Origin of the sequence: Streptomyces sp. NPDC050546 (assembly GCF_044457425.1) — a bacterium.
Taxonomy (GTDB): domain Bacteria; phylum Actinomycetota; class Actinomycetes; order Streptomycetales; family Streptomycetaceae; genus Streptomyces.
In genome coordinates this window covers 15745-29627 of record NZ_JBITGX010000018.1, presented here as the reverse complement: position 1 = coordinate 29627, position 13883 = coordinate 15745, and the positions used below count along the sequence as shown (strand labels likewise).

General features: G+C 70.7%; 12 protein-coding genes. 5 read left to right on the top strand and 7 right to left on the bottom strand.

Going from position 1 to position 13883, the window contains the following annotated elements:
• Positions 1–3 precede the first annotated feature (3 nt).
• The 5 genes from ACIBK5_RS34865 to ACIBK5_RS34845 all read right to left on the bottom strand — a co-directional run bounded on the left by ACIBK5_RS34865 (position 4) and on the right by ACIBK5_RS34845 (position 5478).
• Positions 4–1560: a Re/Si-specific NAD(P)(+) transhydrogenase subunit alpha gene (locus ACIBK5_RS34865; protein WP_399025997.1), complete on the bottom strand. Its 1557-nt coding sequence runs from the start codon at positions 1558–1560 to the stop codon at positions 4–6.
• Positions 1561–1669: 109 nt separating this feature from the next.
• Positions 1670–2956: an MFS transporter gene (locus ACIBK5_RS34860; protein ID WP_399025995.1), complete on the bottom strand. Its 1287-nt coding sequence runs from the start codon at positions 2954–2956 to the stop codon at positions 1670–1672.
• Between the two features lie 37 nt (positions 2957–2993).
• Positions 2994–3782: an SDR family NAD(P)-dependent oxidoreductase gene (locus tag ACIBK5_RS34855; RefSeq protein ID WP_399025993.1), complete on the bottom strand. Its 789-nt coding sequence runs from the start codon at positions 3780–3782 to the stop codon at positions 2994–2996.
• The gene (locus ACIBK5_RS34850) at positions 3782–4792 is read right to left on the bottom strand and encodes a D-2-hydroxyacid dehydrogenase family protein (RefSeq protein ID WP_399025991.1); all 1011 of its coding nucleotides are present in this window, start codon (positions 4790–4792) and stop codon (positions 3782–3784) included. Before ACIBK5_RS34850 ends, ACIBK5_RS34855 begins: the two co-directional genes overlap by 1 nt.
• Before the next feature lie 11 nt (positions 4793–4803).
• On the bottom strand, positions 4804–5478 hold the full coding sequence (locus ACIBK5_RS34845) for an RraA family protein (RefSeq protein WP_399025989.1): 675 nt from the start codon (positions 5476–5478) through the stop codon (positions 4804–4806).
• A 241-nt stretch (positions 5479–5719) separates the two neighbouring features.
• Between ACIBK5_RS34845 and ACIBK5_RS34840 the strand changes: the two genes are divergently transcribed.
• Positions 5720–6637 (top strand): LysR family transcriptional regulator, encoded by a 918-nt coding sequence (locus tag ACIBK5_RS34840; RefSeq protein WP_399025987.1) that lies wholly within the window; start codon positions 5720–5722, stop codon positions 6635–6637.
• 118 nt (positions 6638–6755) lie between these two features.
• Entirely contained in the window at positions 6756–8285 is a 1530-nt protein-coding gene (locus ACIBK5_RS34835; RefSeq protein ID WP_399026258.1) for an MFS transporter, read from the top strand.
• A gap of 32 nt (positions 8286–8317) precedes the next feature.
• Here ACIBK5_RS34835 and ACIBK5_RS34830 read toward each other — a convergent pair whose 3' ends face one another.
• Both ACIBK5_RS34830 and ACIBK5_RS34825 read right to left on the bottom strand, forming a co-directional pair.
• Positions 8318–8782 carry a VOC family protein gene (locus ACIBK5_RS34830; RefSeq protein WP_399025985.1) on the bottom strand — a complete coding sequence of 155 codons (465 nt, stop codon included), beginning with the start codon at positions 8780–8782 and terminating at the stop codon, positions 8318–8320.
• Between the two features lie 63 nt (positions 8783–8845).
• Complete coding sequence (locus tag ACIBK5_RS34825; protein WP_399025983.1) at positions 8846–9724, bottom strand: helix-turn-helix domain-containing protein; 879 nt, start codon at positions 9722–9724, stop codon at positions 8846–8848.
• Positions 9725–9887: 163 nt separating this feature from the next.
• Between ACIBK5_RS34825 and ACIBK5_RS34820 the strand changes: the two genes are divergently transcribed.
• From ACIBK5_RS34820 to ACIBK5_RS34810, 3 genes are all read left to right on the top strand, one after another.
• Positions 9888–11393: a family 43 glycosylhydrolase gene (locus tag ACIBK5_RS34820; protein ID WP_399025981.1), complete on the top strand. Its 1506-nt coding sequence runs from the start codon at positions 9888–9890 to the stop codon at positions 11391–11393.
• Positions 11394–11412: 19 nt separating this feature from the next.
• Positions 11413–12855, top strand: coding sequence for a family 43 glycosylhydrolase (locus ACIBK5_RS34815; RefSeq protein ID WP_399025979.1), 1443 nt, complete (start codon positions 11413–11415; stop codon positions 12853–12855).
• A 62-nt stretch (positions 12856–12917) separates the two neighbouring features.
• Positions 12918–13844, top strand: a complete 927-nt coding sequence (locus ACIBK5_RS34810) for a polysaccharide pyruvyl transferase family protein (protein WP_399025977.1) — start codon at positions 12918–12920, stop codon at positions 13842–13844.
• The last annotated feature ends 39 nt before the right edge of the window (positions 13845–13883 follow it).

Below are 13883 nucleotides of genomic sequence, written 5' to 3'. Positions count from 1 at the left end.
TGATCAGCCCTTCGAGAACATGCCGAGCATGCGGCGGGTGACGGCGAATCCGCCGAAGATGTTGATGCTCGCCAGCAGGATCGCGGCGAACGACAGCACGGTGACGGCGGTGTCCCCCTGCCCGATCTGCAGCAGCGCGCCGACCACCACGATCCCGGAGATGGCGTTGGTGACCGACATCAGCGGGGTGTGCAGCGCGTGGTGCACATGGCCGATGACGTAGAAGCCGATGACGATCGCCAGGACGAACACCGTGAAATGGCCAATGAGTTCACTCGGCGAGAAGGCCGTCACCAGGAACAGCGCGAGTGCTCCGGCACCGACGAGGGCGTACGGCGCCCACGCGGGGCGGGCGGGCTTCGCCGGGGTCTCCGAGGGCACGGCCACGGGTTCCGGGGCCTCTGCCGGGGCGGGTGCGGCGGACACCTGGACCGGAGGCGGGGGCCAGGTCTTCTCGCCCTCGCGGACCACGGTCATCGCCCGCTGCACCACGTCGTCGAAGTCGAGGACGAGCCGGCCGTCCTTGCCCGGGGTGAGCAGCTTCATCAGGTTGACGATGTTGGTGCCGTACAGCTGCGAGGCCTGGGCGGGCAGCCTGCCGGGCAGGTCGGTGTAGCCGATGATCGTCACGTCGTTGTCGGTGACGACGGCCTTCCCGGCGACCGTGCCCTCGACGTTGCCGCCCTGGGCCGCGGCCATGTCGACGATGACGCTGCCGGGCCTCATGCGCGCCACGTCCTCGGCGGTGACCAGCCGGGGTGCCGGGCGGCCCGGGATGAGCGCCGTGGTGATGATGATGTCGACGTCGGCGGCCTGCTCGGCGTAGAGCCGCGCGGCGAGCTGGTTGTAGTCGTCGGAGGTGGCCTTGGCGTAGCCGTCGGTGCTCACCTCCTGCTCGGCGCTGACCGTCAGGAACTCGCCGCCCAGCGAGCGGACCTGCTCGGCGACCTCGGGCCGGGGGTCGGTGGCGCGGACCACGGCGCCGAGGCTGCGGGCCGCGCCGACGGCCGCGAGTCCGGCCACGCCGGCCCCGGCCACCAGTACCTTGGCGGGCGGCACCTTGCCCGCGGCGGTCACCTGGCCGGTGAAGAACCGGCCGAAGGCGTGCGCGGCCTCGACCACGGCCCGGTAGCCGGCGATGTTCGCCATCGAGCTGAGCACGTCCAGGGACTGGGCGCGCGAGATCCGCGGCACGGCGTCCATGGCGAGCACCGTGATCGGCCGCCGCGTCAGCTCCTCGACCAGTTCGGGGTTGAGCGCCGGGCTGATGAGCGCGATCAGGGTCGCCCCGTCGCGCAGCCGGCCGATCTCCTCGCTGGAGGGGCCGTTGACCTTCAGTACGATCTGAGCCGACCACGGGTCCCCGAGGCGGGCTCCCGCCTCCTCGTAGGCCGTGTCGGAGAAGCGGGACGAGGCTCCCGCTCCCGGTTCGACCACCACGTCGTATCCGAGCGCGACAAGTCTCCCCACGGTGGCCGGCGTCGCCGCCACCCTGGTCTCGCCCGCAGTGGACTCGGCGGGTACGCCGATCCGCTGGGGTTCCGGTTCCGCTGGGACCATCGTCTGCCTCTCATGTCGTTCGAGTGCCGTTCCTCCTTGGTGCCCGCATCCTGCACGTTCGACGCGGCATCCGTGGCGGGCCGTGGTCACATGGCCGAGGAGTCGGTCCTCACACCGCCGAGGGGTTGCCCGGCGGCGCGCTCGCGTGTATCGCGCCGGTGTCCTGCCCGAGGTCCAGGCCCTTCGTCTCGGGCAGCAGCAGGGTGACCACGATCGCCACGCTGTAGCCGAGCAGTGCGATCAGCCCGATGGCCTCCGCCAGGGTGATCCACTGGGCGAGGACGCCGATGCAGGTGACCGCGAGGGCCCCGGCCGCCTTGCCGAAGTTGTACGCGAAGCTCTGCCCGCTGCCCCGGACCGCCGTGGGGAACAATTCCGTGAAGAACGGGCCCAGCGTCGCGTAGTTGCCGATCGTGAAGAACCCGAACGGCGCACCCATGAGGACCAGTCCCCACCCGGACAGCGGCAGGAACATATAGGCGACGGTCACCACCCACGAACAGGCCAGGAAGAGCTGGAACGTGCGTCGCCGCCCGAGGACGTCGGCCAGATAGGCGCTCGCCAGGAACCCGAAGAAGGAGCCGCCGGTCACCAGGAACAGGTAGTACCCGGCGTCGCCCGGCGACAGCTCCCGGACCGTCTTCATGAAGGTCGGCAGCCAGTTGACGATGGCCCCGCCGACGCCGACCACGCCGAACGCCAGCAGTGACGCCTTGACGGTGGTCCCCCGCACACCCGGTGCGAAGATCGCCCCGAGACCGGGCCCGCGGCCCTGGGCGCTGATGGCGGCACGGGTCTGTTTGTACAGCTCCGGCTCCTCGATGGAGCGGCGCAGCCACAGCACGAGCAGGCCGGGCAGCACCCCGATCATCAGCAGGACACGCCAGTTGTACTCCGCGGGCACATGGGCGAGGACCACCCCGGCGATGAGCGAGGCCAGGCTCCAGCCGACGCCGAAGCCGCTCTGCACGGACCCCACGGCCTTGCCCCGGTGGGCGGGCCGGATGATCTCGCCCATCAGCACGGCGCCGGCGGCCCACTCCCCGCCGAAGCCGAGGCCCTGGAGCACACGGACGACGATGAGCTGCTCGAAGTTCTGTGCGAAGCCCGCGATGAAGGTGAACACCGCGAACCAGAGGATCGTGAACTGCATGACCCGGGCGCGGCCCCAGCGATCGGCCAGGAAGCCGCACGCCCAGCCGCCGACGGCCGCCGAGAGCAGCGTCGCCGTGGCCAGATAGCCTGCCTGCGCGGTCGTCAGGCCCCAGGCCGTGATGAGCACGGGGAGCACGAAGCTGAAGAGCTGCGCGTCCATCGCGTCGACGGCCCATCCGGCGAAACATCCCCAGAACGTGGTGCGCTCCCGTTTGGTGAGCTCGCGATACCAGCTGAACATTCGGTCGTCCCTCCCAATGTCTTCGTCGGTGGCCGGCTCAGGCGACGAGCGGTGTCAGAGCGCCGTCCATGGTCAGCGAGGCGCCCGTGACATAGGAGGCGCGGACGCTGGCGAGGTAGAGGGCCGCGTCGGCGACCTCCTCGGGGGTGGCGTAGCGCCCGAGCGGGATGCGCTCCTGGTTGCGGCGCAGCAGTTCCTCCGGCGGCTCGCCGGTCATGCGCGACTCGGCGTCCAGGGACATCTGCACCCGGCCGGTCATGGTCGCCCCGGGGTTGATGACGTTGACGCGGACGCCGGCGTGTCCCCAGGCCGCGGCCAGGCCTGCGGACGCCAGCATCAGGGCGGCGTTCGCGGCGCCGCCGGGCAGGTGGATGGGCGAGGCGATCTTGCCGCCGGTGCCGACGATGTTGACGACCGAGCCGGACCCTCGGGCCACCATGCGGGGCAGCAGATGGTCCAGGACGTTCATGTAGGTGAAGAACTTCGCGTCCATCGCCGTGCGCCACTTGTCCGGCGTCAGCTCGCCCGGGGGCACGCGCCGGGCACCGCCGGCGGAGTTGATCAGCACGTCGACCGGGCCGGTCCGCTCCTCGGCGGCGGCCACGGCGTCCTCGGCCGCCGCCGCGTCGGACAGGTCGGCGGCGAGGGTCGTGACGGTGACACCGTCCTCGGCGAGCGATTCCCGGGCGGCGGCCAGGTGGCCGGCGTCGCGCGAGACGATGACGACGCGGGCGCCCTCCCGGCCGAAGGCCCGGGCGCAGGCCAGGCCGATGCCCTTGCTGCCGCCCGTGACCAGGACGGCTTTCCCGTCGAGTTCCAGATCCATCAGGCGTCCTTTCTCAGCACATCCGGGTTGTGGACATTGATCGGCGTGCCCTGGGCGAAGGCCACGATCTGGTCGAAGGCGTTGCCGTAGGCGAACTCGTAGTTGTCGCGCTCGACGAAGCCGAGGTGCGGGGTGCACAGGGCGTTCGGCAGCCGCAGCAGCGGATCGTCCGGGTCGGTCAGCGGCTCGTGTTCGAACACGTCGACGGCCGCCCTGCCGGGCCGTCCCGCCCGTAGTGCCGCGACGAGCGCCCCGGGCCGGATCAGCTCCGCCCGGCTGGTGTTCACCAGCAGGGCCGTCGGCTTCATCAGGGCCAGGTCGTCGGGGCCGACGATGCCGGTCGTCGCCTCGTTCAGGCGCAGATGCAGACTGAGCACGTCCGACCGCTCGTAGAGGGCCTGTCTGCTCGTGGCGACCGGGAGGCCCTCGGCCTTCGCCCGGTCCCGGGAACCCTGCCGGCCCCAGACGAGCAGCTCCATGCCGAAGGCGACGCCGATCCGCGCCACCATCGAGCCGAGCCGCCCGAAGCCGTGGATGCCGAGCGTCCGGCCACGCAGGCCGAGGCCCACGGTGCTCTGCCAGCGGCCCTCGCGCAGTGCGGCGCTCTCGTAGGGGATGTCGCGCAGCGCGGCGAGGATCAGGCCCCAGGTGAGTTCCACGGTGGGGTACGACGGGCGTGCGGTCAGGGCCGAGGAGGCGATCACCCCGTGCCGGGTGCAGGCGTCGAGGTCGATGTGCGGGATGTGGCCGTTCTGGCTGATCAGCTGCAGCTTCGGCAGCCGGCCGAGCAGCGCCTCTCCCACTACGGTGCGCTCGCGCAGCAGCACCAGGGCGTCGGCGTCGGCGAGGCGTTCGGCCAGCACGTCCACGTCGGAGACGGAGTCGTTCCAGATGGTGACGTCGTGGCCGCGCAGCCGGTCGAAGCAGTCGAGGGTGCGGACGACGTCCTGGTAGTCGTCGAGGACGGAGATACGCAGTCTCCGTGGGGATGCGGTCGTGTCCTGGCTCATGGGGGACGGCCTCACGCGTTCGCGGGGAGGTCGGCCACGGCGGTGCCGGCGTCGATCGCGGCGCACTTGCGCTCCTCGAAGGCCGCCTTCACCAGCGCCCGTTCCAGCACCTCGGCCGCCCGGGCGAGCGGCACGAAGCACACGCCGGTCTCGTCCGCCACGACGATGTCGCCTGGCGAGACCCGGACGCCGCAGATCTGTACGTCGCCGTTGATCTCGACCGTCTCGATGCGCCACTTCCCCGTGACCGGGGTGACCTCGGTGGCCCACACCGGATATCCCACCCGCCGGGAGTGGCCGACGTCCCGCACGCCGCCGGAGATGACGGCGCCGGCCTCGCCCTGCCGCTTTCCCGTCTGCGCGGAGATGCCGCCCATGTTGGAGACGCCCGCGACACCGTCGATCACGACGACGTCCCCGGGCAGTGCCAGGTTGTGCGCCTCGAACTCCGCCATGCGGTTGACGTGGTCGCGGGCTGTTTCGTGAACCGGCTCCCGCTGTACGACGTTGCGCACGGTGAGGGCGGGCCCGACGAGGCTCGCGGACGGCAGGGTCGGGCTGAGAACCGAGGCGCCTACGATTCCGGTGATACCGAGTTCGTCCATGATGTCGGAGACGACGCTGGTCGCGTCGGTGAGGCGCTGGAATCCCTCGATCAGGTCCTGCGGTGGCCGTGGGGTGCGCATGAGGCGAATCCGTTCCGGGCTGATTTTCCCGGTCAGCTCAGGTAGCACGTCTCCGGCAGGAGCGTCTATCATCTCGGCGAATATCCTTTCGGCATCTTGCATCGCGGACATCGTTCAGCGGACCGCTTTCCAGCGGTCGCCGTTCGGTGTGTCCGGCGTGTTCGTGCTGATAGCGTTGCCGAAACCCGTTGGGGGGTCCAATTCACAGTCCGGGGGTATTGCCATAACCCAGGTGAATAACGTGCGGCTCGATCTCAATCTGCTGCTGGTCATCGAGGCCGTGATGCTCGAGCGGAACGTGACCCGGGCCGCCGCGAGTCTGTCGATGAGCCAGCCGGCCGTCAGCAACGCGCTGCGGCGCGCCCGCAAGCTGATGCAGGACCAGCTGTTCCTCCGGGTGTCCGACGGGGTGCAGCCGACCTCACGCATGCTGGCCGTCTGGCCCGAGTTGCATCGGTCGCTGGCGACGATCCGGGCCTCGATCGCGCCCCAGCATTTCGATCCCCGCACGGATCCGACCGGTTTCCGGCTCTCGGTCACGGACAGTCTCGCGGCCGAAGCGGTGTGCGCCATCACGCTGCGGCTGAGAAACTCCTCGCCCTTCGCCCGGGTCGCTTTCTCCTTCCACACCAATGCCGCTTCTCTGGACGGAATCGAGCGCGGCACCCTTGACTGCGCGGTCGGCATGTTTCCGGCACTTCCCCGCGATATTCATGTGCGGGTTCTGCGGACGGAACACTATGTGTGCGTGATGCGCCGCGAGCACGCGCTGGCCCGCGCCATGACGCTGGATCAGTTCGCTTCCGCCGACCATGTCTTGGTGACGCCCTCCGGTATGGATCTGGGCGTGGTCGACGGCTGGCTCGGTCTTCAGGGGCGCAGCCGGACGATCGTGGCGGTCGTCAACCACTTCGCCGACGCTTTGCGCATCGTCGCCGAGAGCGACCTTCTGACGTGCGTCCCGAACGGCTTTCTCGAGGGACACGGCCAGGAACTCGTGGAGCGGCACGAGTTGGCGGTCGGCGCCCTGCCCTTCGAGACCGAGAAGCTGGCCTACAAACTCGTCTGGCACGAACGGCTGCACAGCCACCCCGCCCACCAGTGGTTCCGCTCACTGGTCGCCGGCACGTGCGGAACGCCGGCCGGCGCGGCCTTGTGATGCGACACGACGTGGCCGGGCGCAGACTGGGTGCGTGAGCAGCACGCGCCCGGGGCGCGGCGAGGCCTCGCCCCCCTCCCGATCGGCGCCGCAGCAGCAGACTGTGGCACTGGCGGCGATGATGTTCGCCGTCGCCATGACCTTCATCGACCAGACCATCGTGTCGATCGCGGCTCCGGACATCGTCCGTGAGCTGAACCTGTCGTCCTCCGGGATGCAGTGGGTGGTGAACGCCTATCTGCTGGCCCTCGCGGCGTTCTTCGCGCTCGGCGGGCGCCTCGCGGACCTCTACGGACCACGCCGGGTCGTCGTGATCGGCACGCTGGTGTTCGTCGTGTCGTCGGTGCTGTGCGGCTGTGTCCCCGAGGGCAGCGCGGCGCAGACCTGGCTGATCGTGTTCCGCGCCACCCAGGGGTTCGGGGCGGCACTGCTCTTCCCGGCGGCTCTGGCCGTGGTGGTGGCGGTGTTCCCGGTCGAGAGACGCGGTCGGGCCCTCGCCCTGTTCTTCGGTGTCTCCGGCGCGCTGACCGCGCTCGGCCCGCTGCTGGGCGGCTGGCTCACCAACTGGACCTGGCGCGCCGTCTTCTGGGTCAACGTCCCGGTGGCGATCGTGGCGCTGGCCCTCACCGCGCTGGCGCACATCTCCGACCGGCGGCGGTCCGGAACGCTGGACGTCCGTGGCGCCGCGCTGATCGCGGTGGGCATGGGCCTGAGCGTCCTCGGCTTCCAGCAGGCCTGGTCCTGGGGCTGGGACAGCTGGGCGACCTGGGTGTGCATCGCGGGCGGCCTCGCGGTGCTCCTCGGGTTCGTCCGGTTCGAGCGCGACGTGGAGCATCCGCTGATCGACCTGCGGGTCTTCCGCGACAGGGCGTTCACCGTGGACGCGGCGGTGCTGTTCTTCTCGATGCTCGCCTTCGTCCCGCTGTTCTTCTTCACCTCGGTCTACGCCCAGGTGTCGCTGAGCGCCTCGCCGAACCAGGCGGCCCTGTTCCTGCTGTACTTCTTCGTAGGCTTCGCTATCGCCTCGCAGTGGGGCGGCCGGATCCTCGACAAGAAGGGCGCGCGTCCGGCCCTGAAGCTGGGCACGGTGGTGGGCTGCGTCGGGTTCGCCCTGTGGGCGAACAAGCTCACCGACCTGTCCATGCACGACCAGTGGCCTTACGCGGCCCTCGCCGGGGCCGGCATCGGCTTCATCCTCGCGCCGGCCTCCACGGACGCCGTCAACCGGTCCATCGGCGCCTCGTACGGCGAGGTCACCGGCATCACCCAGACGGTGCGCAACTACGCGGCGAGCGTGGGCCTGGCCGTCTACGGCACGATCCTGACGCACGTCACGACCGACAAGGTGGTGCAGACCCTGGAGTCCCGGGGCATGTCGACGGACGACGCGAACACCGTGGCCCGTGACGTCACCGAGTCGATCACGGGCAACGGCGACGCCCAGGCGCCCACCGGCTCCTCCCCCGCCGCGGAGGCGACCCGGGACGCGATGGACGCCATCCGCATGGACTTCGCCGAGGCCAACCAGTGGGTCTTCTACGGCATGGCCATCGCCCTGGGCATCGGATACCTGTGCGCCCTGCGCCACCCGGGCGGGCGGCCGGAGACGAACGCGGCGGTGGAGGAGCCGGTCACGCAGAAGCGGTGACGGCGCCTCACGGCCGTACGGCGGCGGGCTCGTCAGGTGAACAGGTCGGTGGTACGCGCCTGGATCTCCTCCGGCGTCAGCTCCTCGATCGGCTGGGAGATCATCCAGAGGTGGCCGAACGGGTCGGCGAGACGGCCGCCGCGCTGCCCGTAGTGCTGGTCGGCCACGGGGTACACCACCGTCGCGCCGCCTCGCAGCATGGCCTCGGCGACGGCGTCGGCGTCGGACACGTCGAGCGCCATGATCACCGGGGAGCCGCCGAGGGAGGTCGGTGCCGGGTCGCCTTCGTCGGCGTCCTTGACCGCGATCACCGCGCCGCCGAGACGCAGCATGGCGTGCACGATCCTCCCCTCGGGGTCGGTGTACCGCTCGATCTCCTCGGCACCGAGCGTGGTCCGGTAGAAGTCGATCGCCCGGGGCCCGTCGGAGACCACGAGCCGGGCGTAGAGCCGACTGACGGCGGGGGCGTCGGGTGGGGTGTCGGGTGTGTTCGTCATGCCTTCACGATCGCCGGGCCCGGGGGCCGTGGATTGTAGAAAACGGCCGGGCCGGGGGGGCCGTCACCCGCCGAGCGGAACGTGGTTGCGCTCCAGCGGCGAGCGCGGGGCGTACGCGGTCGGGGTGATCCCCGCGAGCGCGCGGAACTCATGGATCAGATGCGCCTGGTCGTGGTAGCCGCAGTCCGCGGCGAGGACCGCCCAGTCCGGCGCCCCGGCCCCGGAGTTCACGCGCCGCAGCAGCCGCTGGAAGCGCCGTACCCGCGCATACCGCTTGGGCGCGAGTCCCAGCTGTTCGGCGCATCCGCGGGCCAGCCGCCGCGAGGTCCAGCCGAGCCGGTCGGCGACCTCGCCGACCGGCAGGCCGCGATCGAGCAGGACGGCGGCGAGGCGGACCGCCGGGTCGGGCTCCAGGGGACGTACCGCCCGCCCCAGCAGGGCCGTCTCCAGCTCCCGCAGTCCGGCCTCCGGGCCACCGGCGGCCATGGCCTGAAGCAGCCGCTCGCGCAGCACCGCGCCGTCCGTGCCCCACAGCTCGTCGAGTCCGACCAGCTCGTCACGGACCGCGGAGACCGGGGCGGGGAGGAACGGATACGCCCCCGCCGGACGGAACGCCACCCACACGACGGCGCGCTGGTGCGCCGGGTCGATCAGGGCCGGCTCCGTGCACGGCCCCTGCACGGCCGCGCCCCGGGTGCGCCGGCCGGCGCCCCTCAGCGGTGACGAGGAGAAGGCGTCCCCGTCCAGGTTGACCAGCAGCTGCGCCCCGCCCGTCGGCAGGGCCAGCTCGGCGGCGTGCGCGAACCGCCCCTCGACATAACCCAGCGCGCCGATCAGCGGCCCGAGCACGGCCTCCGACGGCCGGACGGTGAGCGAGCGAGCTGTTTCCCCGGCCGCTGCCGCGGCCGTTTCCTCAGCCGTTTCCTCAGCCGTACGAGCCATGCGTCCAGCCTACGGCCGGGGTACGACACCAGCAGCTCTCCCACGAACCGGGACCGAACCGTTGACGGAGGCAAGGGCCCCGCTTATCTTCTGACCGAATTCATGGCCGAATTCACGAACTGCGTTCGAAATCACGGACATTGGATCGACGGAGGCGGCTCGTATGCTTCGGACTCCCCCTGCGGCAGGGCGCCGCAGCCCCCTGCTCGGCTGCGTGCTCGCCCTGCTCCTCGCCCTGGTGGCGGCGACCGCCCCACAGGCGGCCGCGGCGGACGGGCGGCCCTACACCAACCCACTCAAGTCGGCCAAGGGCGCCGACCCCTGGCTGACATATCACGACGGCGACTACTACCTGATCACCACGACGTTCACCGGCATCCTCGCGATGCGGAAGTCGCCGACCCTGGCCGGGCTCGCCACCGCACCGAGCGTCCAGGTGTGGTCGGACACCACCGCGACCCGTGACACCAACATCTGGGCTCCTGAGATCCACTTCCTGAACGGCCGCTGGTACCTGTACTACTCCGCCGGACAGAGCGGTGTGGCCTGCTGCGACTCGCAGCGCACCCACGTCCTGGAGAGCGCCGGTGCCGACCCGATGGGCCCCTACACCTACAAGGGGTCGCTGACCGGCTCGAACCTCACGCCGGGCGGCTGGCTGATCGACGCGAGCGTGCTCCAGGCGAACGGACGGCTCTATCTGGTCGGCAGCGGTTTCGTGAACGGCGGTACGCAGAGCCTCGTCATCGCGCCGATGAGCAATCCGTACACCCTCGCGAGCAGCACCTTCACCGTCATCTCCAGCCCGACGCTGAGCTGGGAGCGGTCGGGCTCCCCCGTCAACGAGGCGCCCGAGCCGCTCCACCGGAACGGCCGCACCTTCCTGACGTACAGCGCGAGTTCGTGCCAGACGGCCGACTACAAGCTGGGGCTGCTGGAACTCACCGGCACCGACCCGCTGAACCCGGCGTCCTGGACGAAGAAGCAGACCCCGGTCTTCCAGCGCAGCGACGCGAACGGCGTGTACGGCCCCGGGCACAACGGCTTCTTCACCTCGCCCGACGGCACCGAGAACTGGATCGTCCACCACGCCAACTCCTCGGCGAACGGCGGCTGCGGCAACGCCCGCACCACCCGCGCCCAGAAGTTCACCTGGAACGCCGACGGCACCCCCGACTTCGGCACACCGGTCGCCCTCGGCACGACGCGTCCCGGCCCGTCCGGCGAAACGGCCACGACCCCGACGTCGTACTCCCTCGTCAACCGCAACAGCGGCAAGTGTCTGGACGTCGCTGGCGGCAGCGGCGCGGACGGCACCAACGTCTTCCAGTGGAGCTGCACCGGCGGCGCCAACCAGAAGTGGCGGATCGAGGACCTGGGTGACGACACCAGCCGGCTGGTCAACGTGGCCACCGGCAAGGTGCTGGACACCGCCGAATGCTCCGCCGCCGACGGCGCCGATCTGCGGCAGTGGTCCTGGCTGAACAACAAGTGCCAGCGCTACCGGCTGGTGTTCACGGCGAGCGAGGACCACGTCCGGATCGTGAACGAGAGCACCGGCAAGGTCGCCGACGTCGCGAACTGCGGCACCGCCGACGGCACCGACGTACGGCAGTGGTCGTGGCTGAACAACACCTGCCAGCAGTGGCGCCTCGTCCCCACCACCTGACCCCCTCCGGAGAGCCCCCTTGAGACGCACAGCCGTACGGCTGCTCCTCGCCGTCCTCGTCGCCCTGGCGACCTGCCTCGCGGGCGCGCCCGCCCACGCCGCCGTCCCCGACTCCCCCGCCGTCACGTACACCAACCCGATCGCGGAGAAGCGGGCCGACCCGCACATCTTCAGACACACCGACGGCTACTACTACTTCACCGCGACCGTCCCCGAGTACGACCGCATCGTGCTGCGCCGGGCGACCACCATCCAGGGACTCAAGTCGGCCCCGGAGACCACCATCTGGACCAAGCACGCCAGCGGTGTGATGGGAGCCCACATCTGGGCGCCGGAGATCCACTTCATCGACGGCAAGTGGTACGTCTACTTCGCGGCCGGCGCCACCGACGACGTGTGGGCGATCCGGATGTACGTCCTGGAGGGCACGGGTGCGAACCCGCTCACCGCCACCTGGACGGAGAAGGGGCAGATCAAGACCCAGTGGGAGAGCTTCTCCCTGGACGCCACCACCTTCGTCGTGAACGGTGTGCGCTACCTGGCCTGGGCGCAGCGCGACCCGTCCGTGAACAACAACACCGACCTCTACCTGGCGAGGATGGCCAACCCCTGGACGATCACCGGCACTCCGGTGATGCTGTCGCGGCCCACCTACTCCTGGGAGACCGTCGGCTACAAGGTCAACGAGGGCCCGGCGGTCATCCAGCGCGGCGGCAAGGTCTTCATGACGTACTCCGCCAGCGCCACCGACAGCAACTACTGCCTGGGCATGCTCACCGCCTCCGCGGGCGCGAACCTTCTCAGCCAGGCGTCCTGGAGCAAGAGCCCCGCCCCGGTGTTCGCGAGCAGCGCCGCGACCAGCCAGTACGGCCCGGGCCACAACTCGTTCACCGTCTCCGAGGACGGAAAGAGCGACGTCCTCGTCTACCACGACCGCGCCTACAAGGACATCAGCGGCGACCCGCTGAACGACCCCAACCGGCGCACCCGGGTGCAGAAGGTGTACTGGAAGGCCGACGGCACGCCGGACTTCGGCATCCCGGTGGCCGACGGGGTCACCCCGCAGCGCCTGTCGTCGTACAACTTCGCGGACCGCTTCGTCCGGCACTGGGAGTACCGCGCCCGCATCGAGGCCGGTGTCTCCCCGCTCGCCGACTCGCAGTTCCGCGTGGTCAGCGGCCTGACGGGCAGCGGGACCGTCTCGCTGGAGTCGGCCAACTTCCCCGGCTACTACCTGAGGCACAGGAACTTCGAGGTGTGGCTGGAGAAGAACGACGGCACCGCGCGGTTCGCGTCCGACGCCACCTTCCACCGGCGCTCCGGGCTCGCCGACGCGGCGGGTGTGTCGTACGAGTCGTACAACTACCCGGGGCGATATGTCCGACACTGGGAGTACCTGCTGAACGTGCAGACGGTGAGCACGGCGACCGACCGGGCGGACGCCACCTTCTACGCCGAGTGACGGCAGGTTAAATGCACGTAATGCCCTGATTGTCTTCCCGGTGGGAGGGGCACTCAGGGCATGTGCACACACAAGACGGCAAGCGACCGCGCAGGGTTCTGCTGACCGGGTGGTTCAGCTTCCGCGACAGGGAGGCGACCGCCGGGGACGTCCTGGCCCTGCGCCGGGTGGAGGACGTGCTGCGGGGGACGGGCATCCCCTACGACGTCGCCTGGAGCCCGGGCTTCCGTCCGGAGGCCCTGCATCTGGAGCGGCTGTGGCCCGAGGACTACACCCACCTGGTGTTCGTGTGCGGCCCCTTGCACGGGCCGCAGGTCGAGGAGCTGCACCGGCGGTTCGCGCACTGTGTGCGGATCGCCGTGGGCACCTCGGTGATCGACCCCGGCAGCACGGCCGTGACCGGCTTCCACCGCGTGCTGCCGCGGGACGCTCCCGACCGCGAGCCGGTGGAGGATCTCGCGGCCCGCGCCCCGGACGTGCCCGCCCGGCCCGTCGTCGGGGTGATCCTCGCGCACGGGCAGCACGAGTACGGGCGGCTGCGGCGGCACGGGCAGGTCGCCGAGGAGGTGACGCGGTGGCTGGCCGGGAAGGACTGCGGCAGGCTGGAACTGGAGACGCGGCTCGACGCGCACGACTGGCATCTGAGTGCGACGCCGGCGCAGCTCCAGTCCGTGCTGGCGCGGATGGACCTCGTCGTCACCGACCGGCTGCACGGGCTGGTGATCGCGCTGCGGGTCGGCACGCCGGTGCTGGCCGTCGACCCGGTCGCGGGCGGCTCCAAGCTGACCGCGCAGGCCCGCGCCTGCGGCTGGCCCGCGCTGGTGGCCGCCGAGCGGCTGGACGTGCGGCAGTTGGACCGCTGGTGGGACTGGTGCCTGACCGGCGGCCGGGTGACCGCGCGGCAGATCCGCGACGGTTTCCGCGAGGGCACCGTGCCGGACAGCGCGGACCGGCTCGTCGAGGCGCTGGCACGGCCGGTCGCCGGTTAGCTCCGTGACCTCTCGGGGCATCCGCATCTACGTTCCCCG

What these genes read in the sequence shown, in the direction of transcription:
- ACIBK5_RS34850 (WP_399025991.1), bottom strand. Translation starts at nt 4,792, where the DNA reads ATGAGCCAGGACACGACCGCATCCCCACGGAGACTGCGTATCTCCGTC.
- ACIBK5_RS34860 (WP_399025995.1), bottom strand. Translation starts at nt 2,956, where the DNA reads ATGTTCAGCTGGTATCGCGAGCTCACCAAACGGGAGCGCACCACGTTC.
- ACIBK5_RS34825 (WP_399025983.1), bottom strand. Translation starts at nt 9,724, where the DNA reads ATGGCTCGTACGGCTGAGGAAACGGCTGAGGAAACGGCCGCGGCAGCG.
- ACIBK5_RS34830 (WP_399025985.1), bottom strand. Translation starts at nt 8,782, where the DNA reads ATGACGAACACACCCGACACCCCACCCGACGCCCCCGCCGTCAGTCGG.
- ACIBK5_RS34865 (WP_399025997.1), bottom strand. Translation starts at nt 1,560, where the DNA reads ATGGTCCCAGCGGAACCGGAACCCCAGCGGATCGGCGTACCCGCCGAG.
- ACIBK5_RS34835 (WP_399026258.1), top strand. Translation starts at nt 6,756, where the DNA reads ATGATGTTCGCCGTCGCCATGACCTTCATCGACCAGACCATCGTGTCG.
- ACIBK5_RS34845 (WP_399025989.1), bottom strand. Translation starts at nt 5,478, where the DNA reads ATGCGCACCCCACGGCCACCGCAGGACCTGATCGAGGGATTCCAGCGC.
- ACIBK5_RS34855 (WP_399025993.1), bottom strand. Translation starts at nt 3,782, where the DNA reads ATGGATCTGGAACTCGACGGGAAAGCCGTCCTGGTCACGGGCGGCAGC.
- ACIBK5_RS34820 (WP_399025981.1), top strand. Translation starts at nt 9,888, where the DNA reads ATGCTTCGGACTCCCCCTGCGGCAGGGCGCCGCAGCCCCCTGCTCGGC.